Genomic DNA, 18,622 nt, shown 5'->3' on the forward strand with positions numbered 1-18,622 from the left:
AATGGCTCAACAAACATTCAAAGTAACTGCAGATTCTGGAATTCACGCACGTCCTGCAACAGTTCTTGTACAAACTGCTAGTAAATATGATGCTGATATCAACTTAGAATATAATGGTAAAACAGTGAACCTTAAATCTATTATGGGTGTAATGTCTCTAGGAATTGCGAAAGGTGCTACAATCACAATCTCTGCTTCTGGTTCTGATGAAAATGATGCACTTGCTGCACTAAAAGACACAATGAAAAGTGAAGGCCTAGGCGAGTAATGCAACAACTGAAAGGAATCGGTGCTTCAGCAGGCGTTGCGATTGCAAAAGCATACCGTCTGGAAGAACCAGATTTAACAGTTCACCAAAAAGACATTAACGATCCAGAGACAGAAGTAAAACGTTTTGAAGAAGCAATTCATGTTTCAAAACAAGAACTTGAAGCAATTAAAGAACATGCGCTAAAAGAGCTTGGCCAAGACAAAGCAGATATCTTTTCTGCGCACCTTCTTGTGTTAAGTGATCCAGAGCTGCTAAACCCAGTAAAGGACAAAATCAAATCGGATAAAGTAAATGCTGAATTTGCTTTAAAAGAAACAGCGACCATGTTTGTCACGATGTTCGAAGCAATGGACAATGAATACATGAAGGAACGTGCAGCGGATATTCGCGACGTTACAAAACGTGTTACTGGACATTTGCTAGGCGTTGACATTCCAAACCCAAGTATGATTTCTGAAGAAGTCATTATCATTGCAGAAGATTTAACACCTTCTGATACTGCTCAGCTAAACAGACAATTCGTCAAAGGTTTTGCGACAGATATCGGTGGTCGTACTTCTCACTCAGCGATCATGGCAAGATCAATGGAGATTCCAGCCGTTGTTGGAACAAAAGAAGCAACAAAAACGGTCAAAAACGATGATCTCATCATTGTTGATGGTATTACTGGAGACGTCATCATTCAGCCTTCTGAAGATGAAGTGAAAGCGTATCAAAAAAAGCATGAAGACTTCTTAGCTCAAAAAGCGGAATGGGCGAAACTTGTTGACCAGCCAACGGTCACAAAAGACGGCGTTCACGTAGAGTTAGCTGCAAATATCGGAACACCTGAAGATGTAAAAGGTGTACTTGAAAATGGCGGCGAAGCGGTCGGATTGTACCGTACAGAATTTTTATACATGGGCAGAGATCAGCTTCCAACAGAAGAAGAACAGTTCAATGCTTATAAAACAGTGTTAGAGAAGATGGAAGGTAAAGCAGTTGTTGTCCGCACACTTGATATTGGTGGCGATAAAGAACTCCCTTACTTGCAGCTTCCAAAAGAAATGAACCCGTTCCTTGGCTTTAGAGCGATCCGCCTTTGCCTCGAAGAACAGGAGATTTTCAGAACACAACTACGCGCCTTACTTCGTGCAAGTACATATGGAAACTTGAAAATCATGTTCCCTATGATCGCGACGTTATCAGAATTTAGAGAAGCAAAAGCCATTTTACTTGAAGAAAAAGAAGCATTGGTTGCCGCTGGTACAGACGTATCCGATTCCATTGAAATCGGTATTATGGTGGAAATTCCATCAACAGCTGTCATCGCAGACCAATTTGCAAAAGAAGTGGATTTCTTTAGTATTGGAACAAATGATTTGATTCAATACACAATGGCTGCTGATCGAATGAACGAACGAGTGTCATATCTTTATCAGCCATACAATCCAGCCATTTTACGTCTGATTACGCTTGTGATTGAAGCAGCGCATAAAGAAGGTAAGTGGGTTGGCATGTGCGGTGAGATGGCAGGAGATGAAATCGCAATCCCGCTTCTACTTGGATTAGGATTAGATGAATTCTCAATGAGTGCAACATCCATTCTTCCAGCAAGAACGCAGCTAAGCAAGCTTTCTAAGGAAGAAGCTGCATCATTTAAAGAGCATATTTTATCACTTAGCACAACAGAAGAAGTAGTTGATTTCGTCAAGAAAACGTTTCAACATAACTAAGTGATTCAAACCAGACAGGTTCAACTGTCTGGTTTTTTTGTCGAATTTTATCATAATGGGTCATATCGAGCAGAGAGAAGGGCAACCTATAATTAAAAAATGGAGGTGACCAGATTGCCTTTTTCTGACTATAAGCCGGGTGATCAAGTATATGTGATTTATCGAAATCCACATGCAGCAAACGTAGCACAAATTAAAGAAGCGGAAATCGTTTCACATCCATACAACGAAGAGGAGCTTGCGCTATTTTTACTGGAAACGTATCATCCATTAGCACCTGATGATGCCGTATTTTCAACATACGAAGAAGCAGAAGCCCTTTATCAAGATTTGTTTGAATAAGGGAGATTTTAGAAAGGATAAAAGCCATCCTGAGCGGTTAAAGTAACGGTATGAAACCTTAAAGGTAAGGATGTGCTAAATATGATCAAACCTTTCGTCCCCCAGCTTGTTTATATTGAACCTCGAGCGCTAGAGTACCCGTTAGGACAAGAGCTGAAGGAAAAGTTCGAGGGTATGGGAATTGAAATAAGAGAAACGACTTCACATAACCAGGTGAGAAATATCCCAGGGAAAAATGACTTGCAAAAGTATCGCAATGCGAAATCAACGCTTGTCATTGGTGTGCGGAAAACATTGAAGTTCGACTCGTCTAAACCATCTGCAGAGTATGCGATCCCATTTGCGACGGGATGTATGGGGCATTGTCATTATTGCTACCTGCAAACGACAATGGGAAGTAAGCCGTACATTCGCACGTACGTTAATGTAGAAGAAATATTAGATCAGGCTGAGCAGTACATGAACGAGCGTGCGCCGGACATCACAAGATTTGAAGCCTCTTGTACCTCTGACATCGTAGGGATTGACCATTTGACACATACACTGAAGCGAGCGATTGAATATTTTGGGCAAACCGATCTTGGCAAGCTTCGCTTCGTCACTAAATTTCATCATGTCGATCATCTATTAGATGCAAAGCACAACGGTCGAACAAGATTCCGCTTTAGTATCAACGCTGATTATGTCATTAAATATTTCGAACCCGGAACATCACCGCTCGATCAACGAATTGAAGCGGCTGTCAAAGTGGCAAAAGCAGGCTATCCTCTTGGCTTTATTATTGCCCCGATTTACATTCACGAAGGCTGGCAGGAAGGGTATAAAGTTCTTTTTGAAAAACTCGATGCCGCCCTTTCAGAAGATGTGAGACACGATATCACCTTTGAAATGATTCAGCACCGCTTTACAAAACCAGCGAAGCGTGTGATCCAAAAAAACTACCCGAAATCAAAATTAGAATTAGATGAAGAAAAAAGAAGATACAAATGGGGTAGATATGGAATTGGAAAATATATCTATCAAAAAGATGAAGAACAAGAACTAAGACAGACGTTAGAATCATATATCGATCAGTACTTTCCGTCTGCAAAAATTGAATATTTTACTTAAAGCAAGCCTTTATGGCTTGTTTTTTTCTATTTAAATTTTCTTACAACTATTGAATGCGGTACCAATTTTGCCGATATACAAAATAAGATACGAAAGTAGGATGTAGGGGTGATGAGATGTTTAAGAAACTTCAAATAAGGATAGCTGTTTTTATCTCAGTTATTTTAATTTTAACCGTTGTGGCAGTTCAAGTGGGTTCCAACATAGTATTAAGACCACTCATTGAACGTGATGCAAAAACCACCACAGCAGCAACGGCAGAAAGCATGAGAGACATCATTGCATTAAGACTTAATGGTTACAGTGATACAATTAACAAACTGGCAACAAGTACACTGACTGAAGATTTTGCACAAAAACAAACAAAACAAACATTGGCATTTGAAAGCGATGAACTAAAAGGCTTACAGGAGCAGGATGAACTCATCTCGCTTGCCTATATTGGAACAAATGATGGCAAAATGTTCGCTTTCCCAGAGTCCGATTTTGGCGAAGGATATGATCCTTCTAAACGAGATTGGTTTATTCAAGCGGCTGAAAAGCCTGATGAGGTCCTGTGGACAGACCCATATATTGATAAAGCAACCAATGAAATGGTCGTCTCAGCCACTAAGGCGATTGTGCGAAATGGAAAAGTCGTTGGAGTTGCTGGACTTGATTTGAAGCTGTCCTCCATTCAATCCTATATAAAGGAACAAAAGATTCCTTATATGGGAACCGCTTTCTTAGTTGACGGCACAGGCACCATTTTGGCGCATCCAACAGAGCAAGGAAAAAACATATCAAAAGTCGCTTCTGTGAAAAAAGCGATCGACAATTCTGGTATTGATGATAACAAACAGCTGACAGTCATATCTAAAATTAAAGAAGCCGATTGGACGATAGGGGTCAGCTTCGAGAAAAAGAAACTGCTTTGGATCACAGAACAAATGAATCAAACAAGTATCATCATATCTGTGATTGCGATTATTCTTGCTATGATCCTAAGCTACTTATTAGCAAGAAGCATTACAACGCCAATCAAGCGTCTGATAGAGCATGTTCGTAAAGTGTCTGAAGGCGATTTAACCAGCTCACTTGAAACAAAGTCCCAGGATGAAATAGGTTTCCTCACGAAAAGCTTTAATCAAATGACAGAGGGCATTAGGGAGTTAATTGTAAAAGTGAAAGGGGCTTCAGACCAGGTTGTGAAATCAACGGATGAAGTGACGCAAATTTCAAATGAGACCTTACTATCAAGCGAACAGATTGCAACTGCCATTCAAGAGGTGGCAACAGGGGCGTCTAAACAAGCAATAGATGCTGAAACAATTAATGAGAAATCAGAGCATTTGTATGAAAAAGTACGTCATATGGGTGAGCTTGCCACGCAAATGCAAGCCAACTCAAAATCATCTGAAGATGCAGGCTATAGAGGGCTCGATGCTCTTGGCCAGCTCGTCCAAAAATCAACACAAGCGAATGAAGAATCGAAGAAGGTAGAGCAAATGCTGCTGGATCTTGAGCATAAAACGAAAAATATTGAAAACGTCGTGACGGCGATCTCTGAAATCTCTGATCAAACGAATTTACTTGCACTGAATGCAAGCATTGAAGCAGCGCGAGCAGGAGAAAGCGGACGAGGGTTTGCTGTCGTCGCAGAAGAAGTAAGAAAGCTTGCTGAACAATCTGCACAATCAACAAAACACATTAGTGAAACTGTGAAACTCATTCAAGATGAATCGAAGAAGGCGGCTGAAGCAATGACAGCAGCAAGTAAAATGAATGAGGAACAAGGTGATGCCATCAATGCAACAGGTGAGGCACTCAGCAGCATCACAATGGAAATGCAGGCACTTGTCGGCTCCATTGACAGCATTCATACACAGATCAATGAAATGACAGAAGAACAGCAGAAAATGAATGATTCCATTCAAAGCATTGCTGCAATTTCAGAAGAATCTGCGGCTTCAGCAGAGGAAGTGCATGCTTCTACCGATGAACAAGTACAAGCTTTAGAAAGAACGAAAACCTCGACCGAAATGCTGAACGAATCAAGCCAGGCATTACGTCAGGCGGTTGACCGGTTTAAGGTGTAATAGAATGGAAAGGAGCCTTGCGACGTGAGCAAGGTTCTTTTTGTATGATAAAATAAGTGCAGAGGGGGTGTTGACATGGATGTCAATCTATTTGGAAAAAAAGCATTGGTAGCTGCAAGCAGTCAAGGTATCGGAAAAGCAATAGTCTTTGCTCTAGCAAAAGAGGGCGCAGATGTAATGCTCTCAGGAAGACATGAGCAGACGCTGAAAGAAACGGTCAAAGAATTGTCCCCGCTTGTAAAAGGGCAGCTGACTTATCAAGTATGTGATGTATCTGACGCCGAGCAAATCAAGGCGCTTGCCCAAGCAGCAGCTGGTGATGAAAAGCGTCTCGACATTCTTGTGAACAATACAGGCGGTCCTCAAACAGGGACGCTCGAGACCTTAACGGATCAAGATTGGATGGACTCATTTCAGCTTCATTTACTCAGCTATATCCGGTTATTAAAAGAGGCCTTGCCTTATTTAAAAAAACGCGGCGCACGCGTGTTAAATATTGCGTCTATGTCGGTGAAAGAACCGATTCCAGGCTTGATGCTGTCGAATACATTTAGACCGGCGATTGCTGGATGGACAAAAACAGCTGCCCAAGAGCTTGCACAAGATGGCATTTTGATCAATACGTTAGCCCCGGGAAAAATTGAAACAGAGCGCGTCAAACAGTTGGACAAGCACCGCGCGCAAACAGAGCATCAATCAGTTGAAGAGATTAAAGCACAAGCAGAACGAGCGATCCCGCTTGGCCGGTACGGACAGCCAGAGGAATTTGCGGCATATGCGGCTTTCCTTTTATCTGAAGCGAATACATATATGACAGGTCAAACACTGATCATTGATGGTGGATTGACAAAGTCTCTTTAAGGAGGAACACGTGATGGCACAAATCAAAACAGTTGGTTTCATTGGAATCGGTGTAATGGGACATAGTATGGCAGGACATTTAATGGATGCAGGATATGAGGTTCTCGTGTATACAAGAACGAAAACGAAGGCAGACGCATTGATTCAAAAAGGCGCTTCATGGAAGTCAACAGTGAAGGAAATCGCAGCAAGTGCGGATGCTGTCATCACTATGGTCGGGTATCCATCAGATGTGGAAGAGATCTATTTAGGGGAAGAAGGGCTCGTGACATATGCTGCTCCTGGTACTTATCTCATTGATATGACCACATCGAAGCCTCAGCTTGCAAAAGAAATTGAAATGAAAGCGAAGGAAAGAGGCCTATTTGCGTTAGATGCACCGGTATCAGGTGGTGACGTAGGGGCGAAGAATGGTACGCTGGCCATTATGATTGGCGGAGAAAGGTCAGCCTATGAAGCTTGTCTGCCTCTATTTGAGCACATGGGTGAGAACATTCAATATCAAGGACCGGCTGGAAGCGGCCAGCATACAAAAATGTGTAACCAAATTGCCATTGCAGCAGGCATGGTAGGTGTCGCAGAGGCAATGGCCTATGCCGAAAAATCAGGTCTTGATCCAGAGCAGGTGCTCAAAAGCATCACAACAGGAGCTGCAGGAAGCTGGTCCTTGTCAAACCTTGCGCCAAGAATGCTGAAAGGTGATTTCGAGCCAGGATTTTATGTGAAGCATTTTATCAAGGATATGGGCATTGCACTTGAAGAAGCAGAGCTGATGGAAGAAGAGATGCCAGGCCTCTCACTTGCGAAGTCACTTTATGAAAAGCTCAGCGAACAGGGCGAAGAAAACAGTGGAACGCAGAGTATTTATAAATTATGGGTAAAATAAAAGCCTGTCCCACGGTTGGACAGGCTCAGCGTGTAGACAAACCCTCGCATTCGTTGTCAGTCCTGCGTGCCGGTGCTCACGAATGTCAAATTCGCTCCAGTACTCGTCCTTCCTAGACTGCAAAGGTTTTCTATCACGCTGAAAAGAAGACAAAGGGCTAAAATAAAGTTCATTTTAGCCCTTTGTCAACAATCTAAAAGCCTGTCCCTCGGTGGGACAGGCTTTTTCATATTATTTTCCGATGAATTGCTGCGTCCAGTAGTTGCCATCTTTCACATAACCAACACCAATATGTGTATAGTTTTTGTTTAAAATGTTCGCTCTGTGACCTTCACTGTTCATCCAAGCCGTTACAACTTCTTGAGGTGATCTTTGACCTTGGGCAATGTTTTCACCTGCTGTTTTGTAAGTGATACCGAATTGCTTCATTTGATCAAATGGAGATCCGTAAGTTGGGCTTGTATGAGAGAAATAGTTTTTATCTTTCATATCTTGAGATTTTGCGCGCGCCGATTTGCTTAATTTTGAATCAACAGAAAGTGCCTTTAATCCTTGTTTTGCACGCTCTTTATTTGTCAGCTCAACTACTTCTTTTTCAAATGCATTTAAGCTGCTGTCTGCTTTTGCTGCAGTTGTGTCTTTTTGGTCAGCTTTTGTGCTGTTATTGTTGTTTGTGTTTTGTTTCGCTGGAGTGCTTGGTTTAGAAGCAGTTGGTTTTTTCACTGATTTTTGTTTTTGTTCATTTTTTGCTTTGTTTACTTCTTTCACCACTTTTGTACCAGTAACAGGTTGACCGCTTTTGATCAGCTTGTTTAATAGAGCTTCGATCTCTTTTTGGTTAGACTTGCTTAGCTTGTTCACATCTGAAGAGATATGTAATTTTGCAGCTAATGTATGAAGATCAATGGCTTGATGCTGTACGTGTATGACTTGTTTCAGGTTAAGCTCCTTTGCATCAGCTGAATGTCCTCCAGTGAACGTAATCAATGCAGCAGCTGTTAGCGCTGAAAAAAAGAATGATTTCTTCTTCATTTTGTAACTCCTCCTAAAATCTTTGTTTTGTTTTCTCACAGAAAATCATAACATAGACTTTTTGTTATAAATGTACCAGCATCCTCCATTGACAAAGCGTGTTTGTCATTTTTGTTAAAGTCATAGAAAGAGCCTCTTCATATCAAAGGATAGGGAATTCTTCCACTTAATGAAAACGACATAAACATACCAATATTTTAAAGTGTTAGTATATTTTTTTGCAGAATAGGGATTGACAGCTTTTTTTCACTTGTTTCGCTGTAACAACTATTACAAAAGTGTTACAATAATGAGTGGTAATTGTAAAAGATTGAAAGGATGAGAGGAGCTACATAAGTGGGAGAGAAACAGCATCAAGGTGCTGCCGAGCAGAAAAAAATCAAGCGCCGGAACGCCTGGAGGATTAATCTCTTTTTCTTCGCTGTATTTAGTTTATTTGCTGTACTTGTGATCAAGCTCGGTGTGCTGCAAATCGTCAATGGTGAGGATTATAAAAAGCAAGCAAACCGAACAGAGGTCAAAACAGCATCATACCCGTCTCCAAGAGGAAAAATGTATGACGCGAGAGGAAGAGTCGTCGTTGATAACGAAAGTGTACCTGCGATCGTTTATACATCAGAAAGCGGTGTGAAAGCGGAGGATAAGATTAAGGTAGCAAGAAAACTTGCGACTTATATAAAAATGGATACTGATTTTTTGAGAGAGCGAGACATTCGAGATTTCTGGCTGGCCAGCCACCCGGAAGAAGCCGATAAGCTTATTTCAAAAGCAGAGAAAAAGGATATCAATGCGAAAGATGTCTATCCGCTTCAAGTGAAGCGTGTGCCAAAGAAAGAAGTAAAGGCCATTGAAAACGATGCAAACGAAAAAGCAGTTGCAGCGATCTACCGAAGATTTACAGGCGGCTATGCCTTTGAGCCTCAAATTGTGAAAGCAATGGACCCAAACGAAGAGAAAAAAGGGGACGAAAAAGTTGCTTTACTCGATGAAACAAAAGAATCAAAACAGACATCATCAGAGAGTTTGACATACGAAGAAATTTCACTTGTATCAGAGCACCTTGATGAACTGCCTGGCGTGAATGTCATCAATGACTGGACAAGAAAATATCCGTATGAAAAGACCCTTTATAATGTACTTGGCGGTGTGACCACACCAGAGCAAGGAATCATGAAAGAGCGTGAAGATTACTATATGGCAAGAGGCTACTCGCGAAATGACCGGGTAGGGAAGAGTTATTTAGAATATCAATACGAGGATTTCTTAAATCCAGAAAAAGCAACCGTTCAATATACACAAGTCGGCGGGAAGCTGCTTGATGAAATCAAGCGGACAGAGGGACGAAGAGGACTTGACCTTGCGCTGACATTTGATATGGAGCTGCAAAAGGAAGTCGACAAGATCGTCGAATCAGAGCTTAGATCCGCTAGTGCAAGAAACTATATGATGGACCGGGCATTTGTTGTCATGATGGATCCTAACACAGGCGACATTCTCGCCATGTCAGGAAAGAAAATGGACGGCAGAGATGTCACAGATTATGCCATTGGAAACTTTACAACGCAATATGAGATGGGCTCTGTCGTAAAAGGAGCCACTGTCCTCTCTGGTTATCAAGACGGGATGTCACACAATCAATCCTATATGGATACACCGCTCTACTTTGCAGGGAGTGGGGGGAAACCGAAAAGGTCTTACAAAGTTCTTGGGTGGGTTAATGACCTTCAGGCGCTTCAAAAAAGCTCAAACGTCTATATGTTCCAAGTAGCGATGAGGATGGCAGGCATCACCTATCAAAAGGATGGTCCTCTGCCAGCAAGACCTGAGCATTTACAAAAAATGAGAAATTATTATGCGCAATTCGGTCTTGGCGTGAAAACAGGGATCGACCTGCCGCAGGAATCAAGCGGAATGCAGACGCATCCTAAGACGGTCGGCGGGCTCTTACTTGATGAAGCAATTGGACAGTATGACACGTACACACCGCTTCAAGTCGCACAATACATGTCGACAATCGCCAATGGAGGCAACCGTGTTCAGCCAAGAGTGGTGAAAAGTGTTCACCTTCCAACGAATAAGGAAGAAGTAGGCCCGGTTGTGAAAAAATATGAGCCGAAGGTGCTGAATACCATTAACAACTCGAAAGCTGATATTGACCGCGTGAAAATGGGCCTGAAAATGGTCACATCAACAGGTGGGACTGCCGCTGGCCGGTTCGGTCAGCATGATGTAGCGGGGAAAACAGGCACAGCCCAAACCTTTTACTATGGCGCCAACCGCAGCTGGTGGGGAAATGCCACGTACAATTTAACCTTTGGCGGATATTATCCTTCTTCTAATCCAAAGGTGGCTTTTAGTGTCGTGACCCCTTATGTCACAGATAAAGATCCTGTCATTAAAACCATCCCGAGTAAAATTGTTGATAAGTACGTTGAATTACAAAAAAAATACGAAAAGCAATAAACAGCAGAGAGCACAGCAAGAGAATGTGCTCTTTTTTGCTGAAAATATGGACGTTTCACTCGATTATGGAAGGAAAATACGGGTTTTCTAGCGAATCTTTTTTATACATCAATCTAAGGACAACCCTAAAAAAATAAAAGGAGGGTCGGACGACGATGGAACAAAAAATGAAAGATTCGAATCAGTTGTATTCGAATATTGATTTACATGCCGTTCTTTCTTCTAATGGCCGCTTTCTCTACATTTCTTCCAACTGTAAACAGCTTTTGCTCTATGAACAAAAGGATGTACTAGGGTGTTTTTTGAAGGACTTTGTTCATAACGAAGATCAATTTCTCGTCGAAAGCTATTTCTACAATCAGCACATGCTAGAGATTTGCCACTTTAGACTGCTAAGAAGTGATCTTACAGCTGTTTGGATTGAAGCAAGCATTGATTTTGTTGCTTGTGATGGTTTAGACAACGAATTAGGTAGAGAAATGATCCTGAAAATGAGGGTGCTGGACTCTGAGCCTCAAAAAGCAGCATTTCAAACAACATCAGACGTGTCAGAACAGTCGTTATGCAGTCTACCGGCTTTCCAAAATGTCAGTGAAGCTGAAAAGTTAATTGCTATGCTGCCAAATCCGTTATGTATTACGGCGCTTGGGAAAATTGTGTATGCGAACGATGCGATGCTGCAATTAATGGGGGTATGCACAAGAGATGACATGATCGGCAAGTCCACGTTTGATTTTATTGCCGAGGATTATCACGACATAGTGAGAAACCGAATTACAAGACTGCAGCAAGGCCTTCCAGTCGGAATGATTGAACAAGAATGGAAGAGGAAAGACGGGAGCAGCATTCACATTGAAGTAAAGTCATCGCCTACGATCTATCAAAATCAGCGGGCAGAGCTTTTGCTCTTAGTGGACATCTCATCTCGTAAAAAATTCCAAACCGTCCTTCAAAAAAGCCGAGAGCGGTATCAGCTGCTTATCCAAAATTCAATTGATACGATTGCGGTCATCCATGATCATAAATGGGTGTTTATGAATGAATCGGGCATTAAATTATTTGAAGCCGAACATTACGATAAATTAATAGGAAAGGATATCTTTCATCAAATCCATTCTTGTGATCAGCCAAAAGTCAAAAAAAGCTTGTCGCGTATTATTGAAAGAGCATCAGATTCTGAGATTGTCACGATGAGCTGCCATACGTTTAAGCATAAGCTGATTTATACAGAAATGGTTTGTATCCCAACAACATTCTTTGGAGAAACAGCCGTTCAAATTATTTTAAGAGATATATCCGAGCGAAAGCAGACAGAAGAACTGATGCTGCGCTCTGAAAAATTATCGATTGCAGGCCAATTGGCAGCGGGCATTGCACATGAAATAAGGAATCCATTGACGGCCATTAAAGGCTTTTTGCAGCTCATTAAACCGAAAACAAAAGATCGTGATCAATATTTCGACATTGTTTTCTCTGAGCTGAGCCGGATTGAGGTTATATTAAGTGAGTTGTTAATGCTCGCGAAGCCGCAGCAAACTGCATCGATGCAGACGCTTGATTTGAAAAAAATCATCAGCGAAGTCACGGCTTTGTTAGAAACACAGGCCAACTTAAATGGAATTTTAATGAACACAAGTGACATTGAGGAGGATCTCCTAATGAACGGGGATCAAAATCAGCTCAAGCAGGTGTTTATCAATTTAATCAAAAATGCTGTAGAATCCATGCCGGACGGAGGAAAGGTAGACATTACGGCCAAAGCAGAAAGAGATGGGATACTCGTCACCATTAGAGACGAAGGGGTCGGCATTCCTGAATCAGTCATGAAGCGAATAGGAGAGCCCTTTTTAACCACAAAAGAAAAGGGCACTGGACTCGGCCTCATGGTGACATTTAATATTTTAGAAAATCACAACGGGACGATCCGTGTCGATAGTCAGCCTGAGAAGGGCACCGTGTTTCACATCATGTTTCCTGCAAAATAAAAACAACGGCAAGAGAGCCGTTGTTTCATTCGTCTGTTGAATGTATGGAACGTTTTTCAAGTATAAATTGTTCTAGCCGGTCAAGTCCTTCTTTCAGCGTTTCAAGTGAGTATGCATAGGAAAGGCGCACATACCCCTCGCCTAATGGAGAGAAAGCAGAGCCAGGTACGACAGCAAGTCTTGTACTTTCTAACAGCTCCATGCAAAAATCAAATGAACTCATTCCAAACGATTCAATGGATGGAAAAATATAAAAAGCGCCAGAAGGTTTAATGACCGGAAGCCCCATAGAAATGAGCCGATCATATACATAATCGAGTCTCTTCTTATATTGCTCTCTCATGATGAGTGCATCATCTACACCATTTGTCACGGCTTCAAGTGCCGCCTTTTGTGAGACAGCCGAGGCACAAGACACGTTATATTGATGTACTTTTAATACATGTTTAGCAATTGGAGCTGAAGCAAATAAAAAGCCAATTCTCCATCCGGTCATGCTATGAGATTTTGACAGTCCGTTGACCACAATGGTCTGTTCCTTTAGGAAAGAGGCAATTGAATGATGGGGCCGATCAAATGTCAGCTCACTATAAATTTCGTCGGATAAAATAAAGATGTCCTTTCCTTCAAGCAGCTGGGCAATTTCTTTCAATTCTTCTTCAGAAAGTGTGACACCTGTTGGGTTTGAAGGGTAAGGAAGGACAACACACTTTGTCTTTTCCGTTAATGCATCCTCAATCAGCTTGGCATTTAATTTAAAGCCAGCATTCGTTGTGTCGATATGTACGGGCGCCGCGCCGCACATTCGAATGATCGGTTCATAGCCAGGGTAAACAGGTCCAGGTAAAATGACCTCATCACCCTCAGTCAAAATGGTTCGAAACGCAGCATCAATTGCTTGACTTGCACCTGTTGTGACAATGATTTCTGACTCTGCATCATAATCAAGATTCACTTTCTTCTTGATGTAATGCTGGATCGCTTGTCTTAGCTCTAGGAAACCAGCATTATGAGTATATGAGGTGAAATTCTCGTCAATGGCTGCTTTAGCAGCTGTTTTAACATGATGCGGCGTATAAAAATCGGGCTGACCTATAGTCAATGAAACGACATCCTCATATGACGATACGAGATTTGAAAATGTTCGAATGCCTGAAATTTCAATATCCTTTACTCTTGGATTCAGCAAATGCTCCATTTCTCATCACCTTAAAATATTTATGTTTTTATCCTATTTTACCATTCACTGCATAAATGTCACCTGCGGAAGGGCATCGGATATCATTATATGTAGTCTATTCTCCTATCCATCACAGCATGAGTGATATATTGAAGAAAGAGCAACATTTATTATAGCGTAACCAGCTCGGAAAATACAGGCTGTGATGATGATTAGAAAACGGCAAAACTGCGTAAAATGAAAGAACGTGAGAATGAAGTCATGGGAATGGCTTTCATAGACATACGATCTCCTGAAGGAGGACGATAGATGGAACAATCAGCGAAGACATCGAAAATAGCATTTCTATCCGTGATGAGTAACACATTTGTTGTGATCTTAAAAATCATTGTGGGGCTGTTAACTGGATCTGTTGCTGTTTTATCAGAAGCCATTCATTCCTTTCTCGATTTAATGGCATCTTTTATTGCATTTATCTCTGTTCGTATTTCAAGAAAGCCAGCAGATTCAAAACATCCTTATGGACATGGAAAAGTCGAAAATATTTCTGGAACCATTGAGACCCTGTTGATCTTTGTTGCTGGCATTTGGATCATATACGAATGTGTTCACAAATTAATGCATCCAGAGCCCGTCAAGCTGCCTATACTTGGCATTGTGGTCATGCTGTTAGGCGCGCTCATCAATTTTGTTGTATCGAGGGTTGTGAACAAAGAGGCAGAGAGAGTACATTCTGTCGCCATGAAATCGAATGCGCTGCATCTTTTAACAGATGTTTATACGTCATTAGGGGTGGCATTTAGTTTATTGCTTGTTGCATTAACAGATTGGTATTTCCTAGATCCGATCATTGGTATGATTCTGGCCCTTTTTATTATGCGTGAAGCGTTTAAACTCATGAAGGAAGCCTTCCCGCCGCTTGTAGACGCCCGGTTAACACCGGAGGAAGAACAATCGATAGAAGCTATCATTCAAGCATTCAGCCAAGAATTCATTGAATACCATGACTTTCGAACAAGACGGTCTGGTGCAGAAGAATATATTGATTTCCATTTGATTGTGGATGGAAAAACTACCATTAAAGATGTTCACCAATTATGTGATCGAATCGAAGAGAAGATTCAGCATGAATTTCCGCATGCACAAATCTTTATTCATGTGGAACCTGAAAGTGAAAGAAGTTCACAAACGTAAAAAGGCGATCAACCTGCCTACAGGTTGTATCGCCTTTTTTTACGCTTCATCTATGAAATGAAATCAATAGCCATAAGCAGTATCGTAATCTTCATACCAAGAGATATAAGCTGTGTCATCATTTGACAAACCATGCTTCATGTCTAAAAAATCAGCTTCGCAAATATCTTCAATCACAGTCATTTCGTTGTTCTTTAATAGTACGACAGTTCCCATCATGAACACCTTTCTTTAAAAAATCCTTGAATATTGTACCATGTGAAGCGCGATTGTCAACAGAAGAATCGAAATAAGACGAAAATATCACAAAATGTTAAAAGGACAGGAGATAAAAGAACTAGAAGTGCCATGATTTTCACAAATTTTCAGTATTTATTCACATAAATCATTCATGACACGCTGATCTAAAATATATGTAAAAGTGTAAAGCTCCATTGATCTTGCTATATCCATAAGATATAATAACGAATGATTATAAGAAATTTATAGAAAACATACATAATAAAGGAGAAATAGGATGGAAACAAACATAGCAGAACCACACATTCAAGAAAAGAAGCATCCTGAGCTAGCAGGCGTGGGCTATCGTTTTCTTGCTCACCTTTTGGACGGTGTCATTATCGGTGTTCCGTATGCCTTCATCATGTTTATTTTGGCGACACTCTTGTTTGTCTCAAGCCCAGAGGCAGCATTGATGCTAGAGGATGACAGCTATTACTACTCTACAACCGTCATAACGGATGAAGAATGGGCTGTCATTATGGGACTTATCTTTTTCTACGTAGGAGCGATTTTGATCGGTATCGTGGTGACATGGCTTTATTACGCCATCATGGAATCATCAAAACTGCAAGGAACTCTTGGCAAAATGGCTCTTGGGATCAAAGTCACAAAAGTAACGGGCGAAAAAGTGACATTCGGAAGAGCAACAGGCCGCTTTTTTGCAAAAGGCTTTTTGTCTCCAATCTTATGTATTGGCTACATCATTGCTTTTTTCACAGAGAAAAAACAAGCACTTCACGATTTGATTGCAAGTACCATTGTAGTGAAGAAATAATGAAAAGAAGCACCTCTGCTAGTATAGTAAGGGGTGCTTTTTGCATAGATCGCTTGTATGGAAGAGGGCAACGTCACATAAAGTAGAATGATAGTGAAAATCCAGGCAGGGAAGGGAGACAATATATTGAGAACAGGAAAAAAGACCGTACAGAAAAAAGGGGCAGGCTTCGGGCTGTTTTTGACAGCACCTGTTTTGGCCTGGGCACTATATGATTTTGCAAATACGATATTTTCATCAAATATGATCACCATTTTCTTTCCATTCTACTTGCAGGAAACGATAGGGGACAGCGCGAGAATGGATCAGATCGCCAGTACCTTTATTTCTTATGCAAACGCACTAGCCAGCTTTTTCCTCGTGATTTTTACACCTTTATACGGTGTGCTAATCGATCGTACAGGAAAGAAGAAGCGCTACATCACGGTGTTTACCCTGATTTGTATTGCTTGTACATTTTTGATGGGGATCTTTGCTGGAATTGATTTCTCAAACGAATGGTTTGGGCTGCCTGTCTCCTTATTAGTGGTGGTCACCTTGTTTGTGATTGCAAAATTTTTCTATCATTCTAGTCTTGTTTTTTATGACACCATGTTGCCCGATCTTGGGACAAAGGATGAAATACCTCTTATTTCTGGATTTGGCATCGCCGTTGGCTATTTAGGAACACTTGTCGGCCTCTCTGTTTATTTACTTGTCGGCAATGACCAGTTTCATGAAGCGTTTATCCCAACAGCACTTTTATTCTTTCTCTTTTTTCTGCCCTTTCTCTTTTTTGTAAAAGATCCTTATCCGCTGCCACAGCAAGTGAAAAAAGCGTCTTTTTTCAGCGGGTATAAAGAGATTATTGGCACGTTCAAAGATATGAAGCAATACAAGCCAGCTTTTATGTTTATGATCGCTTTCTTTTTTATGAATGATGCTTTACAGACAGCAATTGCGATGATGGCCGTTTATGCCAAAATCATCATTGGCTTTACCGCTGGGCAATTTATTTTACTTTATCTTGTATCAACCATTTCAAGTATCATTGGATCCTTTCTATTTGGATATATCACAAAAGCCATCGGGGCAAAGCGCTCGATTACAGTCGTTTATGTCATTTTAATCGTTGCGCTGATTCTGGCTGTGACAGCTTCAACAGAATGGGTATTCTGGGTAGCGGGCAGTTTATTTGGGATCTCACTTGGCGCGAGCTGGGGGGCATCACGCATATTGATTATTGAGCTGACACCGAAAGAAAAACGCGGACAGTTTTTTGGTCTCTTTGCCTTCTCAGGGAAGGTGTCTTCAATTGTCGGACCGATCATTTATGGCTCAGTCACACTGCTATTTGCAGAGCACGGAAATCTCGCAAGCCGCCTTGCACTAGGGTCTTTACTCATCCTTGCAGCGATAGGACTTGTGATTCATCAATTCGTACGAGAGAAAGCGTAAAGAAACGTCAACTTTTTACCCATGCTGCCGATATAAAAAGTACAATCTTATATAGAAGAATAGAGGGATTTCCGTGGCTTTAAACAAACAAGAAATTTTACTTGACTCTGGTACAAATGAATTGGAAATTGTGAAGTTTGAAATTGGTTCAAATCAATACGGCATTAACGTGATGAAAGTAAGAGAAATCATTCAGCCAGTTGAGTTGACGGTTGTACCGCACTCTCACCAAGACGTAGAAGGTATGATTAGTTTACGAGGCGAGATTTTACCAGTCATCAATCTATTTTCCTTTTTTAATGTCGAGTCAGATCGGTCCGAACAAGAGAAGTATATCGTGACTGAATTCAACCAACGGAAATTTGTGTTCCATACAGGAACGGTTTCACAAATTCACCGCGTCAGCTGGGAAGAGATTGAAAAGCCGACTGCACTCAATCAAGGCATGGACCGTCATTTAACAGGCATTATTAAGCTTGATGGGAAAATGATTTTCCTTCCAGATTACGAAAAAATCATTTATGATATTGAATCCGCTTCTGGAGTAGAAACGTATCATATGTTTGACGGTGAGAAAGACGAGAGAAGAACAGGGAAGAAGCTGTATGTTGTTGAAGATTCTCCGCTGCTCATGCGTCTATTAACGAATGAATTAACTGAAGCAGGCTATAAAAACATTGTGACCTTTGAAGATGGCAAACAAGCATATGATCATGTCATGGATCTTGTCAGCAAAGGAATCAGTGTGACAGAAGAAATTGATATGATGATTACAGATATCGAAATGCCCAAAATGGATGGTCATCGATTAACAAAACTGCTAAAGGAAAACCCTTTAACGAGCTCCATTCCGATTCTAATCTTCTCTTCGTTAATCACTGAAGATTTGCGGCATAAAGGGGAAACGATCGGAGCAGATGATCAAATTAGTAAACCAGAAATTCATCAGCTCATTGAAAAGGTCGATCACTTTATTATCTAAAGAAAAAACCACTCGGCCTGAGTGGTTTT

16 protein-coding genes are annotated in these 18,622 nt (G+C 41.2%); 13 read left to right on the top strand and 3 right to left on the bottom strand.

Annotated features, from left to right (window positions below; translation table 11 throughout):
• Window position 1: 1 nt before the first annotated feature.
• The 7 genes from NPA43_RS06505 (at window position 2) to NPA43_RS06535 (ending at window position 7,263) form a co-directional block, all read left to right on the top strand.
• Window positions 2–268, top strand: a complete 267-nt coding sequence (locus NPA43_RS06505; protein WP_003211078.1) for a phosphocarrier protein HPr — start codon at window positions 2–4, stop codon at window positions 266–268.
• Window positions 268–1,986, top strand: coding sequence for a phosphoenolpyruvate--protein phosphotransferase (gene ptsP / locus NPA43_RS06510; RefSeq protein WP_099728680.1), 1,719 nt, complete (start codon window positions 268–270; stop codon window positions 1,984–1,986). The genes NPA43_RS06505 and ptsP overlap by 1 nt, the downstream gene beginning before the upstream one ends.
• 99 nt (window positions 1,987–2,085) lie before the next feature.
• Entirely contained in the window at window positions 2,086–2,328 is a 243-nt protein-coding gene (locus NPA43_RS06515) for a transcriptional regulator SplA domain-containing protein (protein ID WP_180275567.1), read from the top strand.
• 81 nt (window positions 2,329–2,409) lie between these two features.
• Window positions 2,410–3,438 carry a spore photoproduct lyase gene (splB, locus tag NPA43_RS06520; RefSeq protein ID WP_099728678.1) on the top strand — a complete coding sequence of 343 codons (1,029 nt, stop codon included), beginning with the start codon at window positions 2,410–2,412 and terminating at the stop codon, window positions 3,436–3,438.
• 116 nt (window positions 3,439–3,554) lie between these two features.
• Window positions 3,555–5,516 (top strand): methyl-accepting chemotaxis protein, encoded by a 1,962-nt coding sequence (locus NPA43_RS19340; protein ID WP_256499509.1) that lies wholly within the window; start codon window positions 3,555–3,557, stop codon window positions 5,514–5,516.
• Window positions 5,517–5,591: 75 nt separating this feature from the next.
• Window positions 5,592–6,377, top strand: a complete 786-nt coding sequence (locus tag NPA43_RS06530; RefSeq protein WP_099728676.1) for an SDR family oxidoreductase — start codon at window positions 5,592–5,594, stop codon at window positions 6,375–6,377.
• 13 nt (window positions 6,378–6,390) lie between these two features.
• A complete protein-coding gene (locus NPA43_RS06535; RefSeq protein WP_256499510.1) occupies window positions 6,391–7,263 on the top strand; it encodes an NAD(P)-dependent oxidoreductase in 873 nt (290 codons plus the stop codon).
• Between the two features lie 231 nt (window positions 7,264–7,494).
• Here NPA43_RS06535 and NPA43_RS06540 read toward each other — a convergent pair whose 3' ends face one another.
• Window positions 7,495–8,295 (bottom strand): CAP domain-containing protein, encoded by an 801-nt coding sequence (locus NPA43_RS06540; protein ID WP_256499511.1) that lies wholly within the window; start codon window positions 8,293–8,295, stop codon window positions 7,495–7,497.
• A gap of 336 nt (window positions 8,296–8,631) precedes the next feature.
• Between NPA43_RS06540 and NPA43_RS06545 the strand changes: the two genes are divergently transcribed.
• A complete protein-coding gene (locus NPA43_RS06545) occupies window positions 8,632–10,758 on the top strand; it encodes a peptidoglycan D,D-transpeptidase FtsI family protein (protein WP_099728672.1) in 2,127 nt (708 codons plus the stop codon).
• A gap of 155 nt (window positions 10,759–10,913) precedes the next feature.
• Window positions 10,914–12,743 (top strand): PAS domain-containing sensor histidine kinase, encoded by a 1,830-nt coding sequence (locus NPA43_RS06550; RefSeq protein ID WP_256499512.1) that lies wholly within the window; start codon window positions 10,914–10,916, stop codon window positions 12,741–12,743.
• A 25-nt stretch (window positions 12,744–12,768) separates the two neighbouring features.
• On the opposite strand, the gene NPA43_RS06555 is transcribed toward NPA43_RS06550, so the two are convergent.
• On the bottom strand, window positions 12,769–13,941 hold the full coding sequence (locus NPA43_RS06555; RefSeq protein WP_099728670.1) for an aminotransferase A: 1,173 nt from the start codon (window positions 13,939–13,941) through the stop codon (window positions 12,769–12,771).
• Window positions 13,942–14,232: 291 nt separating this feature from the next.
• Between NPA43_RS06555 and NPA43_RS06560 the strand changes: the two genes are divergently transcribed.
• Window positions 14,233–15,117 carry a cation diffusion facilitator family transporter gene (locus NPA43_RS06560; protein WP_256499513.1) on the top strand — a complete coding sequence of 295 codons (885 nt, stop codon included), beginning with the start codon at window positions 14,233–14,235 and terminating at the stop codon, window positions 15,115–15,117.
• 63 nt (window positions 15,118–15,180) lie between these two features.
• Here NPA43_RS06560 and NPA43_RS06565 read toward each other — a convergent pair whose 3' ends face one another.
• Window positions 15,181–15,336: a hypothetical protein gene (locus NPA43_RS06565; RefSeq protein ID WP_155762186.1), complete on the bottom strand. Its 156-nt coding sequence runs from the start codon at window positions 15,334–15,336 to the stop codon at window positions 15,181–15,183.
• A gap of 298 nt (window positions 15,337–15,634) precedes the next feature.
• On the opposite strand from NPA43_RS06565, the gene NPA43_RS06570 reads away from it, so the two are divergent.
• From NPA43_RS06570 to NPA43_RS06580, 3 genes are all read left to right on the top strand, one after another.
• The gene (locus tag NPA43_RS06570) at window positions 15,635–16,174 is read left to right on the top strand and encodes an RDD family protein (RefSeq protein ID WP_099728668.1); all 540 of its coding nucleotides are present in this window, start codon (window positions 15,635–15,637) and stop codon (window positions 16,172–16,174) included.
• A 126-nt stretch (window positions 16,175–16,300) separates the two neighbouring features.
• Entirely contained in the window at window positions 16,301–17,611 is a 1,311-nt protein-coding gene (locus NPA43_RS06575) for an MFS transporter (RefSeq protein ID WP_249704659.1), read from the top strand.
• Window positions 17,612–17,684: 73 nt separating this feature from the next.
• On the top strand, window positions 17,685–18,593 hold the full coding sequence (locus tag NPA43_RS06580) for a chemotaxis protein (RefSeq protein ID WP_256499514.1): 909 nt from the start codon (window positions 17,685–17,687) through the stop codon (window positions 18,591–18,593).
• Window positions 18,594–18,622 lie beyond the last annotated feature (29 nt).

The sequence above is a fragment of the Bacillus pumilus genome, from assembly GCF_024498355.1.
Lineage (GTDB): Bacteria > Bacillota > Bacilli > Bacillales > Bacillaceae > Bacillus > Bacillus pumilus_P.

What these genes read in the sequence shown, in the direction of transcription:
- NPA43_RS06505 (WP_003211078.1), top strand. Translation starts at nt 2, where the DNA reads ATGGCTCAACAAACATTCAAAGTAACTGCAGATTCTGGAATTCACGCA.
- ptsP (WP_099728680.1), top strand. Translation starts at nt 268, where the DNA reads ATGCAACAACTGAAAGGAATCGGTGCTTCAGCAGGCGTTGCGATTGCA.
- NPA43_RS06515 (WP_180275567.1), top strand. Translation starts at nt 2,086, where the DNA reads ATGGAGGTGACCAGATTGCCTTTTTCTGACTATAAGCCGGGTGATCAA.
- splB (WP_099728678.1), top strand. Translation starts at nt 2,410, where the DNA reads ATGATCAAACCTTTCGTCCCCCAGCTTGTTTATATTGAACCTCGAGCG.
- NPA43_RS19340 (WP_256499509.1), top strand. Translation starts at nt 3,555, where the DNA reads ATGTTTAAGAAACTTCAAATAAGGATAGCTGTTTTTATCTCAGTTATT.
- NPA43_RS06530 (WP_099728676.1), top strand. Translation starts at nt 5,592, where the DNA reads ATGGATGTCAATCTATTTGGAAAAAAAGCATTGGTAGCTGCAAGCAGT.
- NPA43_RS06535 (WP_256499510.1), top strand. Translation starts at nt 6,391, where the DNA reads ATGGCACAAATCAAAACAGTTGGTTTCATTGGAATCGGTGTAATGGGA.
- NPA43_RS06540 (WP_256499511.1), bottom strand. Translation starts at nt 8,295, where the DNA reads ATGAAGAAGAAATCATTCTTTTTTTCAGCGCTAACAGCTGCTGCATTG.
- NPA43_RS06550 (WP_256499512.1), top strand. Translation starts at nt 10,914, where the DNA reads ATGGAACAAAAAATGAAAGATTCGAATCAGTTGTATTCGAATATTGAT.
- NPA43_RS06555 (WP_099728670.1), bottom strand. Translation starts at nt 13,941, where the DNA reads ATGGAGCATTTGCTGAATCCAAGAGTAAAGGATATTGAAATTTCAGGC.
- NPA43_RS06560 (WP_256499513.1), top strand. Translation starts at nt 14,233, where the DNA reads ATGGAACAATCAGCGAAGACATCGAAAATAGCATTTCTATCCGTGATG.
- NPA43_RS06565 (WP_155762186.1), bottom strand. Translation starts at nt 15,336, where the DNA reads ATGATGGGAACTGTCGTACTATTAAAGAACAACGAAATGACTGTGATT.
- NPA43_RS06570 (WP_099728668.1), top strand. Translation starts at nt 15,635, where the DNA reads ATGGAAACAAACATAGCAGAACCACACATTCAAGAAAAGAAGCATCCT.